This is a genomic window from Microbacterium sp. bgisy189 (assembly GCF_057707225.1).
On the sequence record NZ_JBYIPT010000003.1, the window covers coordinates 285,261 to 302,576 of the forward strand.

Consider the following 17,316-nt stretch of genomic DNA (forward strand, 5'->3'; position numbering starts at 1 on the left):
GGCTGGTTCCGGCGAGCGCCCTCAGCCGCCGTACTCCTCCAGCGCGGAACGGATGTCGGTGCGCGAGAAGTCGTCGCCGACGTACAGGAGCGGCTCGTCTTCGACGGATGCCAGTGCGTAGCTGAACGTGTCGCCGAGGTTGAGCTGGGCGGGGTGCCGGGATCCTTTGCCGAACTCCCTGTAGGACAGCGCGGCCGCATCGGCATGTCGCTCGTCGAAGGCGGCGACCTCGATCTCGAACTGTCGGAGCAGCGCCTCGAGTCGACGCAACCCGACCACGCCGTATCGCGCACCGACGACGACTCTTGCCTCGACCAGCGTGGGCGCAGCAATGCGGGGCGCAGATGCGATGAGCGTCGCGACTGCCGCATCCGCAGACTCCTCGTTCTGAAGGATGGCGAGGAGGGCCGAGGTGTCGACGATCACTTGGGCAGCCCCATCTCGTCGTAGAGCCAACCGTGGTCGACCATGTTCTCGCGCTGTTCGGGTGTCGTCTCGGCGTGGAACGCGGCCACGATCCGCTCGATCGCCGCGAGCTTGCGCGCCTCCTCGGCCGGGCTGAACCGCCGCGGCTGACCGCCGCCGCGCAGCTCGTCGAGTCGGCGGCGGACTGCGTCTTCGACCGCGCTGGTCTGGCTCATGCCGGTCAGCTGCGCCAGTTCGCGGACGAGCGCGTGCGTCTGCTCGTTCTTGATATTCAGGCTCATAGGCCGATTCTACCGCGGTAGATCAGGAACCGGTAGATGTCTACCCTCTCCGAACGAGTGGTTACGCTTGCCCTGGGGGTTGCACGCCGCGTGTGCCCCGTCCCCGGCGAAAGGGCCGCAGTGACTGCATCCGCTTCTGACCTGACGCCCGACGAGCTCGCCCGCGCGACGTCGGTCATCTCGACGGTCACCACCGCGTTCTCCTCCCGGGTGGTCGGGCAGACCCGTCTGCGCACGAGCCTGCTGATCGCGCTGATCGCCGGCGGTCACGTGCTGCTCGAATCCGTCCCGGGCTTGGCGAAGACCACGGCGGCGAGCACGCTCGCCGACACCGTCCGCGCGAGTTTCCACCGCATCCAGTGCACGCCCGACCTCATGCCGAGCGACATCATCGGCACGCAGGTGTACGACGCGTCGTCCGGGTCGTTCCGCACGGTGCTCGGACCCGTGCACGCCAACTTCGTGCTGCTCGATGAGATCAACCGGTCAAGCGCGAAGACGCAGTCGGCGATGCTCGAGGCGATGCAGGAGCGCCAGACGACGATCGGTGGGGAGGCCCACCGGGTGCCCCGCCCGTTCTTGGTGATGGCGACGCAGAACCCGATCGACCAAGAGGGCACGCACGCGTTGCCCGAGGCGCAGATGGACCGCTTTCTCATCAAAGAGATCGTCGACTATCCGACCCCGCAGGAGGAGCGCGAGGTGCTCGACCGCCTCGACACCGGCGTGCTCGACCCCGATGTGCACGTGCCCGGTGCGGTCACCGTCGACGACGTCGCGGCCCTGCAAGACATCGCGCGACGCGTGCACGTCTCCGCCGCGATCCGCAACTACATCGTGGGCCTCGCCTACGTCACCCGCAACGCTGCGCAGTACATCGGCGAAGACCGCGCCCGGCTCATCAAATACGGCGCGAGCCCGCGCGCGAGCATCGCGTTCCTGCAGGCGTCGCGCGCGCTGGCACTGCTGGCAGGGCGCGACCACGTGCTGCCCGAAGACATCCGGGAGCTGCGGTACCCGGTGCTTCGCCACCGCGTGCTGCTGACGTACGAGGCCGAGGCCGAGGGCGTTCGCAGCGAAGAGCTGATCGACGAGATCTTCGGCGCCGTCGCGACGCCCTGATCATGGCCGGCCTCCTCGCCAGGGTGCGCAGCCGCCTGTTCATCCGCTCGACGCACCGTTCGATGCATCCGCTCGACGGCGCGTACGCGTCGCTGCATCACGGGCGGAGCCTCGACGTGGAGGATCTGCGGGAGTATCAGCCGGGCGACGAGGTGCGCGACATCGACTGGAAGGCGACCGCACGCTACGGCGAGCCGTTCGTCAAGCGCATGCGCACGACGCGTCGCCACACCGTGCTGCTCGCGGTCGACAGCAGCGCGTCGATGCGCGCGCTGGCCGAGGACGACATCCCGAAGCGCGACCTCGCGATTCTGATCACGGGCGTACTGGGGCTGCTCGCAGTGCGGCACGGTGACGAGGTCGCCATCGTGCACGGCGATGCCGGCGGCATCCGTCGTGAGCGGCCCACCTCGGGCGAGAGCGGCCTGGAGCGCGCACTGCGTGCCGTGGATGCCGCCATGGCGACGTCGCAGCATCACGGCGACCGGCCGGGACTGCTCGATGCCGTGGTGCGCTCGGTGTCGCGTCGCATGATCATGGTCGTGGTCACCGACGAGGCCCCCGTCACCGCCGACGAGGAACGGCTCATCCGGCGGCTGCGGGTGCAGCACGACCTGCTGTGGGTCACGATCCGCGACGGCGCCCCGGTGCTCAAGACCGATTCGGCACGCCCGCGGGTCGATGTCGACAGCGCGTGGCAGGTGCCGGCGTTCTTGCACGGCGACCGTGAGGTGTTGGCCGAGATCCGGGCGATGCGGGATGCCGAGGACACCCGCCGCCGCGAGCTGTTCGACCGCGTCGCGGTCTCGCACGCCGAGATCGGCGGTCGCGATGACGCCGTCGCCGGACTGTTGGCGATGCTCGAGCGGAGGTCGCATGTCGGGTGAGCTGTATCCGCCGGCGCAGTACGGCTGGGGCTGGATCGTGCTGGCCGTGGGGATCATCGCACTCGTGGTGGTGTTGGCATGGATCGTGCTCGCGCTCACGGCGCCGAAGCGCCCGCGCCCGCAACCGCGCGAGGTCGAACCGTTCGACGTGGTCGGCGCGGCGATCGCGCACCTGCGCGGCGAGTACCTCACCCGCATCGACGCCGTGGAGCACGCGTACCGCGCCGGGGCACTGGACGCCCGCCACGCGAACCTCGAACTCAGCCGCCTCGCCCGCGGGTACGTCAACGAATACAGCGGCCTCGAAGCGCCGGTGCTGAGCCTGCGCGACCTCGCCGACCGCGGGGTGCACCCGAGCCTCGTCGACGCCCTGCAGCGCCACTACTACCCGTCGCTGTTCCGACGCGGCCCCGCCATCGACCCGACAGCCGGTGCGGCTGCGGCACGTCAGGTGGTGCAGTCGTGGAGCTAGCAATGCCGTGGATGCTGCTGCTCGCCGCGGTCGCCATCGTGGGCGGAACTGTGGGCGGGATCGTGGCCGGGGTGCTGTCGGGTCGCCGACGGGCTGGCGGCGCCGGGGCGGCTCCGATTGCGCGGGCCGAGCGCATCCGATCGCTGCCCGGCGTGCGTGCCGCCGTGCGGAGACGCCGCCTGACGGCGAGCGCGCTGGTCGCGCTGGCGGTCGTCGCCGTGGCCATCGGGGGCCTCGTCGCGGCACGGCCGATGTCGGTCCAGTCGATCGAGCCCGAGACGCGCAATCGCGACATCGTCCTGTGCCTCGATGTGTCCGGTTCGATGACCGAGGTCGACGCCGAAGTGCTCGACGTGTTCCAGGAGCTGCTCCCCGGGTTCGAGGGTGAGCGGATCGGTCTGACGATCTTCAACAGTTCGCCGGTGCAGATCTTTCCCCTCACCGACGACTACGACTTCATCGAAGCGCACCTCACTGACATGCGCGACAGCTTCGACTTCGTGGAGTCGGTGCCCGAGCACTGGGTAGGCACGCTCAACGGCCCCGGCGGATCGCTGATCGGTGACGGCCTGGCCGCCTGCACGCTCGGGTTCGACCGCCCCGAAGACGACCGGTCGCGCTCGATCATCTTCGCCACCGACAACGAGATCAACGGCGCCGAGACGGTCACGCTGCAGCAGGCCGCCGACTTCGCGCGATCGCTGGGCGTGCGGTTGTACTCGATCGATCCGATCTTCGACCCCGCCAACCCGACGAGCGCCGCCCTCGCCGAGGCCGCCCGATCCACCGGCGGCGACGCGTTCGGCCTGCGCGAGACGACAACGGTGGGTGACATCGTCGCCGAGGTGCAACGGCAAGACGCGACGCTCCTGCGCGGTGAGGCTGAGATCGTGATCGCCGACGACCCCGGCGTGTGGCCGGCGGTGCTGTTCGTGCTCGTGGCAGGGCTGGTCGTGGTCGCGTGGAGGGTGCGCGCATGAGCTTTCTGCCGATCATCCCCGCCCTGCTGGTAGCCGTGCTCACCGCGGCGGTGCTCGCCGTCGCGGTGATGGCGCTCGTGCGTGCCCGCGACACGACGGCGCGAGCCGTGTGGGCGGGAAGGATGCTGCTCGTCGTGCTGTGCGGCGCGATACTGTTGCGCCCCGGCATCCCCGACGGGCAGGTGACGACCGTGGCCACCCAGACCGACATCGTGCTCGCCGTGGACACCACCGCAAGCATCGTCGCGGAGGACTGGGACGGCGACCGACCCCGCATCGAAGGGGTTCGCAGCGACATCGCGGCGCTCCTTGACGCGTACCCCGGCGCGCGGTTCGCCCTGGTCACATTCGACGCGTCGGCGCAGGTGCGACTGCCGCTGACCACCGACACCACCGCGGTCATGACGGCCGTGGAGGTGCTGCGCCCGGAGGCCACCGCGCAGTCACGCGGAAGCTCGATCGGCGTGGCCGCCGACACGGTCGCCGACCTGCTCGCCGATGCCGCCGACCGGTCTCCGGATCGCACCCGGATGGTGTTCTACTTCGGCGACGGTGAACAGACGGCATCCGACGACCCGGAGTCGTTCGATGCATCGGCCGCCCTGGTGGCAGGGGGTGCGGTCTTCGGCTACGGCACCGAGGCAGGCGGCCCGATGCGCACGACCGCGGTCGGCGGCGACCCGGCAGGCGAATACATCGAGTACCAGGGCGCACCCGCGCTGTCGACGATCGATGACGCGGCCCTGCAGACGATCGCGGACGAGCTCGGCGTCGACTACCAGCGACGCGACGCCGCGACCGAACCGGACTATCCGCCCGCGCCGACGCAGACCGTGACGGCGTCGGGGACGGCGGCGACCCGCACCGAGCTGACGTGGATGCTGGCGGTTCCCGTCCTGGTGCTGCTGGGCGTCGAGATCGCGCTCGCGACCCGCCGGTTCGTGCAGGCCGGCGCCATCACCCGCACGGGGAGGCGACCATGACCGCGACGCTCCCGGCATCCACCCCCGCACCGGCTGACCCGGCTGCCGCGGCGGCTGCACTGGTCGCCGCGAACAGGCGCCGGCAGCGGATCCGCCGGATCGTCGGGTTCGCGTCGATCCCGATCCTGCTCGCGGCGGCCGTACTCGTCGTCAAGCTGCTGAGCATGTACACCTTCGCGAACCAGGCGATCGCCGCGCACGAGTCCGCGGACGCGCAGGGCACGATCGCGGCGGCGCGCGGGCAGCATCCACTGAACTGGTTCGAGCCGTATCTTGCGCACTACAACAGCGGGGTGGGCCAGGCCGCGGCGGGCGACCTCGACGCCGCGCGATCGTCGCTCGAGACGGCGGTGGTGCTGGTCGACGGATTGCAGGCGTGCGCGGTGCGGTCGAACCTGGCGCTGGTCGTGGAGTGGCAGGGCGATCGCGCGCGGGCGGCGGGTGATGCGGATGCCGCGGCCGCGTTGTATCAGGAGGCGCTCGACCTCGTGCTGGGCACCCCGCCCGAGTGCGGTACCGCCGAGGCCGACGAGCAATCGCCCGACCCGCAGCGCAGCCTCAAAACGACGTTGGACGAGCAGGAGCAGCGCCTGCGCGAGAAGCTGCAACCGCCGCCGCCGGTACCCGACGACAACGAGCAGGATGCCGAAGAGTCGCCGCAGCCGCCGCCCGAAGACGAGCTCGACGAGATCAAGGAGCGGCTGGAGCAGGGGCAGTCCGAGCGCGACGAGCGCGAGCAAGAAGACGACGGCACCGGCGGAGGGGTGGAGCGCCCATGGTGACCGACGACGGGCAGACCGTGCTCACCAACGACGCCGCGCCGCCGCCGCTGCCGCCCGCCGGCGGATACCGTGGCGCGACCCGCATCCCCCGCCCGGCACCGTCCGGGGTGCCGCTGCCTCCCCCGCCCCAGCCGACACCGGCCGGGCGCATCGTCGGATGGGTCGCGCTGGTGGCGGCAGGGGTGTTCGCGCTCGCACTGCTGGTGCTCCTGCTGCTCGCGCCACCCGCCGCGCTGCTGAACGGCACGACGGTGATCTTGCAGCTGCTCGTGGTCGGCGTGATCGTCGCGGGCCTGGTGATGGCGGACGGGCGCAAGCTCGCCGCGGTCGCGTTGACGATCGCGCTGCTGGTCAATGTCGGCACCGTCGGAGCGATGAGTGCGTTGGGCGCCGCGACGACCGGGCTCGGACCGGTCTCGGACGAGGACCGGTTCTGGGAGGCGTTCCCCGGCGTGAAGGACCTGCCGGCGGACGAGGTGCTCGCCCAGCCGTCGCTCGAAGAGACGACGGCCGCAGCGGATGCCGCGATGGCGGATGTGCGCGAGACGCTCACCGCCGAGTACGGCTTCGGATGGGTGCCGGCAGGTGACGCGTCGACCCGGTCGGCGCGCAACGGGTACGGCGGTGAGTCAATGCTCGTGGTCGCGTCATCGGCATCCTGGTCGACGCTCGAGCCGATCACCGAACTGGGTCTGAAGGCCGAGGTGATGGCGCGGGTCGAAGACGTGCTCGCCCGTCACGGATTCGAGTACTTCGCCGCGTTCAACACCGTCGATTCAGGGATTACGCCCGAGACCGCCGAGAAGTTCTACGGCAGCGCCGAGCCCTCGGAGCAGGCGGTGTGGGAGTACTACGCGGACGATTGGCCGGGCGTGCTCAGCAGCTACTCCACCATCACCGACCTGACCCGCGACCCGACCGGCCAGTTCCGCCAGGCGCGCGAAGCCCAGGTCGCCGGCACCGACGCGCCCTTGGAGGGCCTGACGCTGTTCATGCTGTCGCGCGAGGTACTCAGCGAGAGCGACCGCGACGCGTTCATCGAGGCGATGGAGCCGTACCCGGCGGGGTCGTAGGCCTACGGGGCAGTGTCCTTATATACTGCTCTATACAACGGAGGGGGAATCATGGCCGTCACGTCAATCGATATCGACCCAGACGAGCTGCGCCACGCGAAGGAACTCGCCGGGACGACCTCCAATCGCGAAACGGTGGATCTCGCCCTGCGGACGCTCATCGCCGTCCGTCGCCAACCGGCAGCTGTCGAGCGGATCATCGCGCGCACGTTCGAGCCCGACCAGATCAACGCACCGACGATCCCGCCCGCGTCGACAGCTGCCGACCGGTGACGACCTACCTCGTCGACAACAGCATCTGGCAGAAGGCGTCAACGAGCGAAACAATCGCGACAAAGCTCCGAGAGCTCTCACCTGCTCACCTGATCATCACCTGTCCTCCTCAGGTGCTCGAGTACTGCCACTCGGCCCGGACACCTCAGGAGTACGAAGAGCTCCGCTCGGACATGGCGCAGCTCCTGCCCGCCTGGGAACACCCCGACGAGCAGCACGCCCTGGACGTCCAACAGGCACTGTGGGGCTCAGGGCTCGTGCGCGCGGCTGCAGCCTTCGATTGCCTCATCGCGGCCTACGCGGTCGTCAACGACGCGGTCATCCTCAACTCGGATCGCGACTTCGGGCACATCGAGAGCGCCACCCGCGGTGCGGTCCGCCAGGAGTACGTCGCGCCCTAGGATTTCGGCCCGGTGCGATCTCTGTTCCGGCGGCGTGCGGTGACGGGCGCCCTCATGGCGCCAGGCTACGACCTCGCGGCGGCTACGCGGAAGCGTCGACGAAGTCGAGCTTGTCGAGGTCTCCTGCGGCGGACGGTTCGACGAGCACCGCACCGCCGGCCGACGCACCGGGGTGCGACAGGTCTGCGTAGACGTTGATGGTCGACACGAATGTCCAGTGCTTCGCGGCATCCGCCAATGCCGTCGAGGCCGTGCGCATCCATGACGGTGTGCGCGCGACGTCGACCACGGCATCCCACCGCTGGGCGGCGAGCGCCTGCCACGCCGGCGCCGCCGGGTCGATAACTGCCGCCCGGTCGATGCGCACGTGCGTCGCGCCGTCGGGGATGCCGTCGCCCCTGCTCACGCAGGTGACCTCGTGGCCGCGTTCGAGCGCCTGCCGCGCGATCTCGCGAGAGAGGAAGACCGTGCCGCCGAGGATGAGGATGCGCATGCCCACATCCTGCGCGGGAGCCGACTACCGCCGCATCAGGTTTCGCTCTCGGCGTGCGGCCCCGCCTGTGCACAACTGCGGGGATCAAGAACGACACGCCGTGCACCGTGTGCAAGGCCCGGCGTGCCGTCGAGAATCCCCGCAGTTGTGCACGGCGCAAGGCGTGCGGATGCCGGTGCACCGGTTCGGACACGGCAGAATCGATGCATGACGTCGCCCAGCCCGCAGCTGCACCCCGCCCACGCCTGCCTCATCGTGCACGGCAAGGACACCCCGGGAATCGTTGCGGCTGTCTCGGCGATGATCACCCGCATCGGCGGCAACATCGTCGCCTTCGACCAGTACTCCGACGACCCGACGGGCGGCGCGTACTTTCAGCGGGTCGTGTTCCACCGCCCCGACTTCGCGGCCGACCGCCCGCAGATCGAAGCGGAGATCGACGGCACACTGCGGCCGTTCGAGTTGGAGTGGTCGCTGACCGACCAGTCGGTGCCCAAGCGCATGGCGATCCTCGCGTCCAAGCAGGACCACTGCCTGCTCGACCTGCTGTGGCGGCACCGTCGAGGCGACCTGCCGGTGACGATTCCGATGGTGGTCTCGAACCACACGACGGCGGCCGACGATGTGCGCTCGTTCGGGGTGCCGTTCTTCCACGTGCCGTCGACGCCCGGGCCTGACAAGTCGGCATCCGAAGCCGAAATCTTGAAGCTGCTCGTCGGCAACGTCGACTTCGTGGTGCTCGCCCGCTACATGCAGATCTTGTCAGCCGACTTCCTCGAGCAGCTCGGGGTGCCGGTCATCAACATCCACCACTCGTTCCTGCCCGCCTTCATCGGCGCCGAGCCGTACAAGAAGGCGAAGGAGCGCGGCGTCAAGCTCATCGGCGCGACCTCGCACTACGTCACGACTGACCTCGACGAGGGCCCGATCATCGAGCAGGACACCGTCCGCGTCACCCACGCCGATTCATCGGCCGAGCTCACCCGCCGCGGCGCCGATGTCGAGCGTCAGGTGCTCTCGCGCGCGGTCCTTTGGCACGCCGAGGACCGCGTCATCCGCCACGGCAACCACACCATCATCTTCTGACGCCCCGGTCTGCCGGGCGCCGCGGCGTCATCAGATTCGGAGATTGTCGCCGGATTCGGATCCCGAGCCCGGATCCACCCGAATCTGCAGGCATTCTCCGAATCTGGTGACGCGCGCCGACGCCGCGGCGCGCGCTACCCGCCGCGCGGGTGGTCGCCGTCGGCCCCGTGCAGTGCCTCGAACTCGGGGGTGTCGAAGACCTCACCGGCGATCGGGTCCTGCGCGATGCGCTCCTCATCGAGGGTCGCAACACCGGCGGCATCCACGTCGACGGCATCGATCGGCACCGTCTGCAGCGACACGAGGAACTCGCCGTCCCCGAGGGGCGTCACCTGCTCGGGACGCGCGATGCCCAGGCCCGCGGCGAGGGTCGTCATCACCTCGCGACGACGCGATCTCGGCACGTCGGTCGTGGATGCCGCGTCCCCGCCGGGCGGCGTCGCCAGGCGCGCCCGCACGTACTGCGGCGCGTTCTGCACCTCCCAGTGGAAGGCGCGCAGCAACGAGATGCACGCGAGCACCATGATGATCGAGAACGGCACGGCGGTCGCGATCGACGCGGTCTGCAACGCAGTGAGGGATGCCGCCCCTCCCACGAGCAGCAGCACCGCAGCGGCGACTCCCTCGAGCACCGACCACATGACGCGCGTGAGCCGCGGCGTCTCGGTGGCACCGCCGGTGGCGAGGATGTCGATGACGAGCGACCCCGAGTCGGACGACGTCACGAAGAAGAACACGATGATCGCGATCGCGATCACGCTCGTGACGACCGCCATCGGGAACGTCTCGAGCAGTTGGAACAGTGACGTGTTCGTGTTCACGGCGCCATCGGTGAGCATGTCGCCTTCGGTCAGCTGTCGGAGGATCGCGGAGTCGCCGAAGATCGTGAACCAGATCACGCCGATGAGCGTGGGCGCCAGCAGCACGCCCATGACGAACTGGCGGATGGTGCGGCCGCGCGAGATGCGCGCGATGAACATGCCGACGAACGGCGCCCAGCTCATCCACCAGCCCCAGTAGAAGATCGTCCAATCGCCCGCCCAGGTGTCGGTCGCCAGCGGCCAGGTCTCGAGCATGAGCCCGGGGAGCGCGGCGATGTAGCTGCCGGTGTTGGCGATCATGCCCTGGATGAGCACGAGGGTGGGGCCGAGCACGAGCACGAAGATCGCGAGCAGCGCGGCCAGCGACATGTTGATGTTCGACAGCCACTTCAGGCCCTTGTCGAGCCCGGAGACGACCGACAGCGTCGCAAGCCCGGTGACGACGGCGATGAGGATGACGGTGAACGTCGGCGACGGCTCCACCCAACCCAGGAACGTCAGACCGGCACTGATCTGCTGCACGCCGAAGCCGAGCGAGGTCGCGACGCCGAACAGCGTGCCGACGATGGCGACGACGTCGATCGTGTGCCCGATCCAGCCTTCGACGCGCTTGCGTCCGATCATCGGTTCGAGCAGCCAGCGGATCGAAAGGGGTCGCCCGCGGCGGAAGGTCATGTAGGCGAGCCCGAGGCCCACGACGACGTAGATCGCCCACGCATGCAGTCCCCAATGGAAGAGCGTGAGGTCCATCGCGAGGCGGCCCGACGCGGTCGTCTCAGGATCGACCCCGGCGTTGCCCGGCGGAACCATCAGGTGCGACAGCGGCTCGGCGACACCGTAGAACACGAGGCCGATGCCCATGCCCGCCGAGAAGAGCATCGTGAACCACGACACGGTCGAGAACTCGGGTTCTTCGTCGTCGCGACCGAGCTTGATGTTGCCGATGCGCGAGAGTCCGCAGTACAACGCGAAGACGACGAAGCCGGTCGCCGCCAGGATGTACCACCAGCCGACGCCCTGTGTGATCGCGTCTTTGAGCACCGCGAACGCGTCGCCCTCTTCGCTGGAGAACATGATCGCGACGACGATCAGCGCGGCGATCACGAGGACGGCCGGCACGAACACCGGCTTGCGCAGTTGAGCCCACACCTCCCCCGGATGCCAGTCTCTGCGGAACGGCGAGGTGGAGTGGGCGGCCATGTCGGTCCTCCGATGCGTGATCTCGGGCAAGGTGCGGCCCCATGCTAGCGAACGGCGCCCGCGGCCTCGGAGGCTGCGGGCGCCGTTCGGCGTGGCGTGACCGGCACGCCACCGGTCACGCGACGGGCTGTTGCAGGTCGACCGACCATTCGGCACCGGGGCCGTCGAAGGGCGTCGACTCGTAGACCTCGCGGCACGTGCCCGACGGTGTGAGCCCTCGCGCCTCGACCTCGGCGACGAGCTCCTGCCACGCACTCTGGATGCCGGAGAGATCCGCGCCGGTGTAGCGGACGGTGAGCGCTCGCGGCTGCGCGTCGACGGTCGCCGCCTCCAGCCCGGCAGGCACGTCGTCCCCGGCGATCTGCTCGGCAGCCGCAGCGATCATGCCGTCACCGTCGACCGTGTAAGTCGCGATGCCGGGCCCGGTGCGGGACGCGCCGGCGGCGTCGATCGCGGCGTTGACGCGGCCGAACATGCCGCCCATCGCGTCTTCGATCTCGTTCATCTCGTCGATGCGCACCGACTGCTGGACCAGTCGCAGTGCAGGCAGAGACGTCTCGATGAATGCGGACATGGGATGCTCCTTCTCGATTGCTCGGAGTCTCGCCTCGACCGACCGCAGTCGCCGCTGGTCGGCCTCGAGCTGCTCGCGCAGTTCGTGCCGGCGCTCTCGCAGCAACGCCGTGACCGCCGTGGCCGACAGCCCGTCATCCAGCAGTCGGCCGACCTGCTCGAGCGTGAACCCGAGGTCTTTCAGGGCGATCAGCTGATTGGCGCGTTCGAGCTGCGCCGTGGAGTACGAGCGGTAGCCGCTGTGCGGATCGACCTGCTGCGGGCGCAGCAGGCCGAGCTGGTCGTAGTGACGCAGCATCCGCACCGACACGCCGGCCAGGCGGGCGAACTCTCCGATGTTCAACATGGTGATCCCACTCGACAGCCTGACACCGTGTGAGGGTCAAGCGCGAGCCGCGAGATCGACTCGCTACGCGTCCTGCGGGTCGATGCGGGCGTGCGCCAACTCGGGGTGCGCCGCGTTGAAGGCGGCGATGTCGCGCACGTTCTTCTGCACGGCGACGACGGCGAACAGGCTCATGGCGAACCCGATGCTGAGGTGAATGTACTCCGAACGCGACTCGGGTGTCGCCGGCTATCCACACCCGCACAGCGAGCGGTCAGCGGACTCGCCGCCAGGCATCCCCAGACATTCCGCAACCGGCATGCGCCGGTCTCGTCAGTGCACGTACTCCATCAGATCGACCCCGAGCGTGCGGAACGCATCGTGAGCGCGCAGCCGATGCGCGACCGACAAGTCGTCGAAGCCCACCAGCAGGGCGTAGGCGACGCCCGCGCGGGGACCGGCGACCACGCCGGCTTCGGCGAGCACACCGTCGCCGCGGCCGGTCTTGTTGACGAACAGCAGTCCGCCCGGGTCGTCGTCGTGGGCGAACGGATCGAGCCCCATCGCGGACGCCACGAGCGACAGGTCCTCATTGAGACTCAGCCATTCGGCCACCTGCGTGCTGACCGCCGCCGAGACGACATCGGAGTTCACGAGTCCGGCGAACAGCTCCGCGAGCTCTCCCGGCGAACTGAGCGCGACCTGCGGCGCATCGTCGGGCCCGCGCTCGTCACGGAACCGATCGAGCAGCGCGGTGCGACGCAGCCCGAGCGAACCGAGTCGCTCGCGGACGGCGTCGAGCCCGACCCGATCGAGCAGCGCGTTGGCGGCCAGTGCATCGCCCGTCGCCGCGGCGAGGACCGCGAGATCGACGATCGGCAGGGCCGGGGCCTTCAGGTGCCGCCAGACGCCTGCGACAGCGACGGCATCCACGCTCGCACGGTCGACGATCTCGAACGGATCGAGCGAGCCGGACTCCATGCGTGCGGCGACCTCGATGAGCAGGGGCACGATGCCGATGCCGCCCACCGGCAGGGTGACGTGCTCGTCACCGCTGAGCACCACCGACCCGGAGTCGAGGTCGATAACCTTCAGCGAGACGTGCGCGCCGGCCACCGAGAGCGCATCGAGCGCCGTCAGGGTCGACGTGAACGAACGGCGCGCAGACGACGAACGACGCGTGCGGGCGCCCGCCGGAGCGCGGCGGGCACCACGCCGGAGCGTCGTGTCATTCGAGGGCTCGGGGGTGCCCACGTTTGATCCTTTCCGCGCCGGGCAGGGCGCAGCAGGGGGTGATTACCAGATGGTGACGCGCTGATCCGGCGCGAGCCACAGCTCGTCGCCGTCGGTGACCTCGAACGCATCGTAGAACGCGTCGACGTTGCGGACGATCTGATTGCAACGGAACTCGTTCGGCGCGTGCGGGTCAATCGTCAGGAGCCGGATGGTCTCGGCATCACGCGCCTTCTGCTGCCAGACCTGCCCCCAGCTCAAGAGCAGTCGCTGGATGCCGGTGAACCCGTCGATCTCGGGGCCGTCACCGGTCTCGCCGGTTGCCGCGAGGTGCAGACGGTACGCCTTGATCGCGATGCCGAGCCCGCCGAGGTCGCCGATGTTCTCGCCGATCGTGAGGGCGCCGTTGACCTTGTACTCCTCGCTCAGCCCCTGCGGAGTGAGGGCGTTGTACTGCTCGATGAGGGCCGAGGTGCGCTGGGTGAACGCCTCGCGGTCCGCATCGGTCCACCAGTTGTTGAGGGCGCCGGTGCCGTCATAGGCGCTGCCCTGGTCGTCGAAGCCGTGGCCGATCTCGTGCCCGATGACCGCGCCGATGCCGCCGTAGTTGGCTGCCGCGTCGCGCTCCATGTCGAAGAACGGGTACTGCAGGATGGCCGCGGGGAACACGATCTCGTTCATCAGCGGGTGGTAGTAGGCGTTGACCGTCTGCGGCGTCATGTGCCACTCGTCGCGGTCGATCGGGCCGCCGAGCTTCGCGAGCTGGCGGTCGTGCTCCCACGCGTTGGTGCGGCGGACGTTGCCGATCAGGTCGCCGGGGTCGACCTCGAGGGCGGCGTAGTCCTTCCACCGCACCGGGTAGCCGACCTTCGGGGTGAAGGCGTCGAGCTTCTCGAGCGCGCGCTCACGGGTCTCGGGCGTCATCCACTCGAGGCTCGTGATCGACTGCCGGTAGGCCTCGATGAGGTTCGCGACGAGTTCGTCCATCTCGGTCTTGGCCTGCGGCGGGAAGTGCCGCTCGACGTACACCTTGCCGACCGCTTCGCCCATCGCCGCCTCGACGAGGCCGACCGCGCGCTTCCAACGTTCGCGGTTGACGGGCACGCCGGTGAGCTCGGTGCCGTAGAACGCGAAGTTCGCGTCGACGAACTCGTCGGACAGGAACGCGGCGTTGGCGCGGATGATGTGGAGCTTGAGCCACGCCTTCCAGTCGTCGAGACGGTCTTCGACGAGCAGCGTGCCGAGGCCCTCGAAGTACGACGGCTGGTTGACGTTGATCTCGGCGAACCCGTCGGCGTGGTCGGGTGCGACACCGTCGAGCCACGGCTGCAGATCAAGCCCCGTGAGCTCCTGCACCTCGGCCCACGTCTTCAGGTTGTAGGTGGCGACCGCGTCACGGCTGCGCACGTTGTCCCAGTGGTGGGTAGCCAGCTCGGTCTCCAGCGCCAAGATGCGGTCGGCGTCGGCATTCGCCTCGTCGGCCGAGAACCCGGCGAGCTCGAGCATCGTCTTCGCGTAGCCGCGGAAGGCCGTGCGCGTGTGCTCGAAGTTCTCGAGGCGGTAGTAGCTCTCGTCGGGCAGCGACAGCCCACCCTGCAAGAAGAACACGACGTAGCGTTCGGGGTTGCCGGGATCGGGCTCGATGTAGGCCGCGATGACGCCGCCGACACCCTCGCGCTCCAGCTCGCCGACGGTGCGCAGGAAGGTCGGGATGGAGTCGATCCCGTCGACGCGCGCGAGCTGCTCGGCGAGCGGCTGCGCACCGAGTTCGGCGATGCGCTCGGTGTCCATGAAGCTCGCGTACAGGTCACCGATCTTGCGCTCTTCGGTGCCGGCCTCGGCATCCTGAGACTCCTCGATGATCGCGCGCACGTCCTTCTCGGCCTGCTCTGCGATCAGGTGGAACGAACCCCACCGGGCCTTGTCGTCTGGAATCTCAGTGCGCTCCAGCCACGCGCCGTTGACGTGGCGGAACAGGTCGTCCTGCGGGCGGATGGACTCGCTCAGTTCGGCGAGGTCGATCCCCGAGCGGGGGGCGTTCTCGGTCATGTGACAAGGATAGGCGGTCGTCAGCGATCGGTACGGGTGCAGCCGGGTTCGACGAGCTCGCCGGCGAAGCGCGCATGCGTCCATTCGACGAGTTCGGGCAGCAGCGGCGAGGGGCGCTCGATCACGCGGGCATGCTCGTATCCGTCGTAGACGCGGTAATCGACCTGCTGCCCGGCGGCGCACAGCGTGTCGACGTAGTAGCTCTGCAGCGTCGGCGAGACGACCGTGTCGGAGCCGCCCTGGCCGATCAGCAGCGGTGCGGTGGTGCCGGCAGGCGCGATGTTCTCACGCAGACGGACGCCGAGCTCACCGCTCGTCGGCGGCCTCGCGAACAGGTCGGGGTCGCCGCTCATCCCCAGCGCCGCGGCGACCGACACAACCGTACCCGGGTCGGACAGGCACCGCTGCGACATGCGCTGGACGATCTCCTGTGCGCCCGGCCGCACCACCTCGCGCAGGTCGATGTCGTCGTAGATCTGCGTGTACGACGCGATCGCGAACGACGCGAAGATGCTGCCGCCCGTCACCCTCGACACGCGCTGCACGAGCGCCGGCGGGTCGCCCGCGGGGGCGAGGGCCGCGACACCCTTGATCCACACCTCGGGTGCGTATTCGCGGGCGAGCGCCCCCGTCCACAACGCCGCATGGCCACCTTGCGAATGCCCCCACACCACCGTGGAGACACCCAGATCGGCTTCGGGCAGCTCGCGCGCCGCGCGCACGGCATCCAACGAGGCATAGGCGCTGGGCGGGCCGATGAGATACGGGTGCGGGCCCTCTGTGCCCAAGCCGATGTAGTCGGTGGCGACGACCGCCCACCCCTCTTGGATCATCGTCGGCAAGATGTAGAGCGCACCCGACCACAGGCCCCGCTCCTGCAGGGACGGCGCACAATCCTGTGCGAACCCGGTCGTGCCGTGGTTCCAGTCGACGACGGGCCACCGGCCGTCGCCCTCGCGCGGCACGACGACGACACCGCTCGCCGCACGCACCTCGCCGTCCACCCCGGTGGTCGTGTACAGGATGCGCCACGCCTCGGCGGCGACCGGGATGCCGGCGGTGAACGGCTCGGACCGAATGAGGCGTCCGGGCTCATCCGGCATGTCGCGGGGGGCGGCATAGAAGTCATCGACGACGGGCGACCCGGCACGCAGCGGGGCGGTGACGATCGTGGCGGCGACCGCGACGGCGACCGATGCGATCGCGATGACCGCTCGACCCCAGCGGCGGCGCGACGGGTCACGGTGACGGGTGCGGTCGCGCCGTCCTCGCAACCGCGTCCACAGGTCGGCGACCCCGCCCCAGATCAGGCGTGCCCCGAACGCAACCGCCACGACGAGCAGCGTGATGTCAGGCCACGCGAGCGCCAGCACACCGAACAGGGCGCCCGTCGCGCCGAACGCGACGTCGGCGATGCGCGCATCCCACCCGCGACCGCGCTGGAACGCCGCGACGACACCGAGCACGCCGTTGACGATCAGCAGCACGCCGACCAGCGCGCCGACCGCCCTCACGGTGAGCGCCGGCCACAGCAGCACGAACGTGCCGCCGACGAGCCAGCCGATCCCGGTGAGCGCTCGCCACCGCGGATGCTCGGCGTCGTCGGCTCGGCCGGTGAGTTCGAGCACGCCGGTGAGGATCATGCCGCCGCCCAGCAACACCGCGAGCACATTGAGCGCCGTCGTCGGGCGAATGATGATCACGGCACCGAGCGCAATCGCGACGATCGCGATCGCGATGCGCAGCCACGACGGCAGGCGCGCGTGCAGGCGCACGAGCGCCAGGCGCTGCAGTATCGCGGTGCGGGCCATCGATCCAGCGTACGAGGCGGCTCGTCGTCGGCGCGCAGGAATAGG

The 17,316-nt window shown here is 69.5% G+C and carries 18 protein-coding genes; 10 read left to right on the forward strand and 8 right to left on the reverse strand.

Features of this window, described 5'->3' with window-relative positions:
- Positions 1–21 precede the first annotated feature (21 nt).
- Positions 22–426, reverse strand: coding sequence for a type II toxin-antitoxin system VapC family toxin (locus AC3ENX_RS06620; protein WP_434811073.1), 405 nt, complete (start codon positions 424–426; stop codon positions 22–24).
- Positions 423–707, reverse strand: a complete 285-nt coding sequence (locus AC3ENX_RS06625) for a type II toxin-antitoxin system VapB family antitoxin (protein ID WP_434811074.1) — start codon at positions 705–707, stop codon at positions 423–425. Before AC3ENX_RS06625 ends, AC3ENX_RS06620 begins: the two co-directional genes overlap by 4 nt.
- Positions 708–827: 120 nt before the next feature.
- Here AC3ENX_RS06625 and AC3ENX_RS06630 point away from each other — a divergent pair, with 120 nt between their 5' ends.
- The 9 genes from AC3ENX_RS06630 to AC3ENX_RS06670 are packed head-to-tail and all read left to right on the forward strand — an operon-like array spanning position 828 to position 7,680.
- Entirely contained in the window at positions 828–1,829 is a 1,002-nt protein-coding gene (locus tag AC3ENX_RS06630) for an AAA family ATPase (RefSeq protein WP_434811075.1), read from the forward strand.
- Positions 1,830–1,831: 2 nt separating this feature from the next.
- Positions 1,832–2,716 (forward strand): DUF58 domain-containing protein, encoded by an 885-nt coding sequence (locus tag AC3ENX_RS06635; RefSeq protein ID WP_434811076.1) that lies wholly within the window; start codon positions 1,832–1,834, stop codon positions 2,714–2,716.
- Positions 2,706–3,188: a hypothetical protein gene (locus AC3ENX_RS06640; protein ID WP_434811077.1), complete on the forward strand. Its 483-nt coding sequence runs from the start codon at positions 2,706–2,708 to the stop codon at positions 3,186–3,188. Before AC3ENX_RS06635 ends, AC3ENX_RS06640 begins: the two co-directional genes overlap by 11 nt.
- Before the next feature lie 2 nt (positions 3,189–3,190).
- Positions 3,191–4,168 carry a vWA domain-containing protein gene (locus tag AC3ENX_RS06645; protein ID WP_434811078.1) on the forward strand — a complete coding sequence of 326 codons (978 nt, stop codon included), beginning with the start codon at positions 3,191–3,193 and terminating at the stop codon, positions 4,166–4,168.
- Positions 4,165–5,151 (forward strand): vWA domain-containing protein, encoded by a 987-nt coding sequence (locus AC3ENX_RS06650; protein WP_434811079.1) that lies wholly within the window; start codon positions 4,165–4,167, stop codon positions 5,149–5,151. The genes AC3ENX_RS06645 and AC3ENX_RS06650 overlap by 4 nt, the downstream gene beginning before the upstream one ends.
- A complete protein-coding gene (locus AC3ENX_RS06655; RefSeq protein WP_434811080.1) occupies positions 5,148–5,933 on the forward strand; it encodes a hypothetical protein in 786 nt (261 codons plus the stop codon). Before AC3ENX_RS06650 ends, AC3ENX_RS06655 begins: the two co-directional genes overlap by 4 nt.
- A complete protein-coding gene (locus AC3ENX_RS06660) occupies positions 5,927–7,006 on the forward strand; it encodes a hypothetical protein (protein ID WP_434811081.1) in 1,080 nt (359 codons plus the stop codon). Before AC3ENX_RS06655 ends, AC3ENX_RS06660 begins: the two co-directional genes overlap by 7 nt.
- 51 nt (positions 7,007–7,057) lie before the next feature.
- Positions 7,058–7,279 carry a type II toxin-antitoxin system VapB family antitoxin gene (locus AC3ENX_RS06665; RefSeq protein WP_434811082.1) on the forward strand — a complete coding sequence of 74 codons (222 nt, stop codon included), beginning with the start codon at positions 7,058–7,060 and terminating at the stop codon, positions 7,277–7,279.
- Positions 7,276–7,680 (forward strand): PIN domain-containing protein, encoded by a 405-nt coding sequence (locus AC3ENX_RS06670; protein ID WP_434811083.1) that lies wholly within the window; start codon positions 7,276–7,278, stop codon positions 7,678–7,680. Before AC3ENX_RS06665 ends, AC3ENX_RS06670 begins: the two co-directional genes overlap by 4 nt.
- 82 nt (positions 7,681–7,762) lie before the next feature.
- Here AC3ENX_RS06670 and AC3ENX_RS06675 read toward each other — a convergent pair whose 3' ends face one another.
- Positions 7,763–8,173 (reverse strand): NAD-dependent epimerase/dehydratase family protein, encoded by a 411-nt coding sequence (locus AC3ENX_RS06675; RefSeq protein ID WP_434811084.1) that lies wholly within the window; start codon positions 8,171–8,173, stop codon positions 7,763–7,765.
- Between the two features lie 207 nt (positions 8,174–8,380).
- Between AC3ENX_RS06675 and purU the strand changes: the two genes are divergently transcribed.
- Complete coding sequence (purU, locus tag AC3ENX_RS06680; protein ID WP_434811085.1) at positions 8,381–9,259, forward strand: formyltetrahydrofolate deformylase; 879 nt, start codon at positions 8,381–8,383, stop codon at positions 9,257–9,259.
- A 134-nt stretch (positions 9,260–9,393) separates the two neighbouring features.
- Here purU and AC3ENX_RS06685 read toward each other — a convergent pair whose 3' ends face one another.
- From AC3ENX_RS06685 to AC3ENX_RS06705, 5 genes are all read right to left on the reverse strand, one after another.
- Positions 9,394–11,280, reverse strand: a complete 1,887-nt coding sequence (locus tag AC3ENX_RS06685; RefSeq protein ID WP_434811086.1) for a BCCT family transporter — start codon at positions 11,278–11,280, stop codon at positions 9,394–9,396.
- Between the two features lie 115 nt (positions 11,281–11,395).
- Complete coding sequence (locus AC3ENX_RS06690; RefSeq protein ID WP_434811087.1) at positions 11,396–12,199, reverse strand: MerR family transcriptional regulator; 804 nt, start codon at positions 12,197–12,199, stop codon at positions 11,396–11,398.
- 312 nt (positions 12,200–12,511) lie between these two features.
- The gene (locus tag AC3ENX_RS06695; protein ID WP_434811088.1) at positions 12,512–13,432 is read right to left on the reverse strand and encodes a serine hydrolase; all 921 of its coding nucleotides are present in this window, start codon (positions 13,430–13,432) and stop codon (positions 12,512–12,514) included.
- 42 nt (positions 13,433–13,474) lie between these two features.
- A complete protein-coding gene (locus AC3ENX_RS06700; protein ID WP_434811089.1) occupies positions 13,475–15,460 on the reverse strand; it encodes a M13 family metallopeptidase in 1,986 nt (661 codons plus the stop codon).
- A 20-nt stretch (positions 15,461–15,480) separates the two neighbouring features.
- A complete protein-coding gene (locus tag AC3ENX_RS06705) occupies positions 15,481–17,271 on the reverse strand; it encodes a DUF308 domain-containing protein (protein WP_434811090.1) in 1,791 nt (596 codons plus the stop codon).
- Positions 17,272–17,316: the final 45 nt, after the last annotated feature.

Excerpts from the sequence above, each read along its gene's own strand:
- AC3ENX_RS06645 (WP_434811078.1), top strand. The coding sequence starts at position 3,191 with ATGCCGTGGATGCTGCTGCTCGCCGCGGTCGCCATCGTGGGCGGAACT.
- AC3ENX_RS06700 (WP_434811089.1), bottom strand. The coding sequence starts at position 15,460 with ATGACCGAGAACGCCCCCCGCTCGGGGATCGACCTCGCCGAACTGAGC.
- AC3ENX_RS06690 (WP_434811087.1), bottom strand. The coding sequence starts at position 12,199 with ATGTTGAACATCGGAGAGTTCGCCCGCCTGGCCGGCGTGTCGGTGCGG.
- AC3ENX_RS06625 (WP_434811074.1), bottom strand. The coding sequence starts at position 707 with ATGAGCCTGAATATCAAGAACGAGCAGACGCACGCGCTCGTCCGCGAA.
- AC3ENX_RS06655 (WP_434811080.1), top strand. The coding sequence starts at position 5,148 with ATGACCGCGACGCTCCCGGCATCCACCCCCGCACCGGCTGACCCGGCT.
- purU (WP_434811085.1), top strand. The coding sequence starts at position 8,381 with ATGACGTCGCCCAGCCCGCAGCTGCACCCCGCCCACGCCTGCCTCATC.
- AC3ENX_RS06650 (WP_434811079.1), top strand. The coding sequence starts at position 4,165 with ATGAGCTTTCTGCCGATCATCCCCGCCCTGCTGGTAGCCGTGCTCACC.
- AC3ENX_RS06705 (WP_434811090.1), bottom strand. The coding sequence starts at position 17,271 with ATGGCCCGCACCGCGATACTGCAGCGCCTGGCGCTCGTGCGCCTGCAC.
- AC3ENX_RS06660 (WP_434811081.1), top strand. The coding sequence starts at position 5,927 with ATGGTGACCGACGACGGGCAGACCGTGCTCACCAACGACGCCGCGCCG.
- AC3ENX_RS06675 (WP_434811084.1), bottom strand. The coding sequence starts at position 8,173 with ATGCGCATCCTCATCCTCGGCGGCACGGTCTTCCTCTCTCGCGAGATC.
- AC3ENX_RS06635 (WP_434811076.1), top strand. The coding sequence starts at position 1,832 with ATGGCCGGCCTCCTCGCCAGGGTGCGCAGCCGCCTGTTCATCCGCTCG.
- AC3ENX_RS06685 (WP_434811086.1), bottom strand. The coding sequence starts at position 11,280 with ATGGCCGCCCACTCCACCTCGCCGTTCCGCAGAGACTGGCATCCGGGG.
- AC3ENX_RS06640 (WP_434811077.1), top strand. The coding sequence starts at position 2,706 with ATGTCGGGTGAGCTGTATCCGCCGGCGCAGTACGGCTGGGGCTGGATC.
- AC3ENX_RS06665 (WP_434811082.1), top strand. The coding sequence starts at position 7,058 with ATGGCCGTCACGTCAATCGATATCGACCCAGACGAGCTGCGCCACGCG.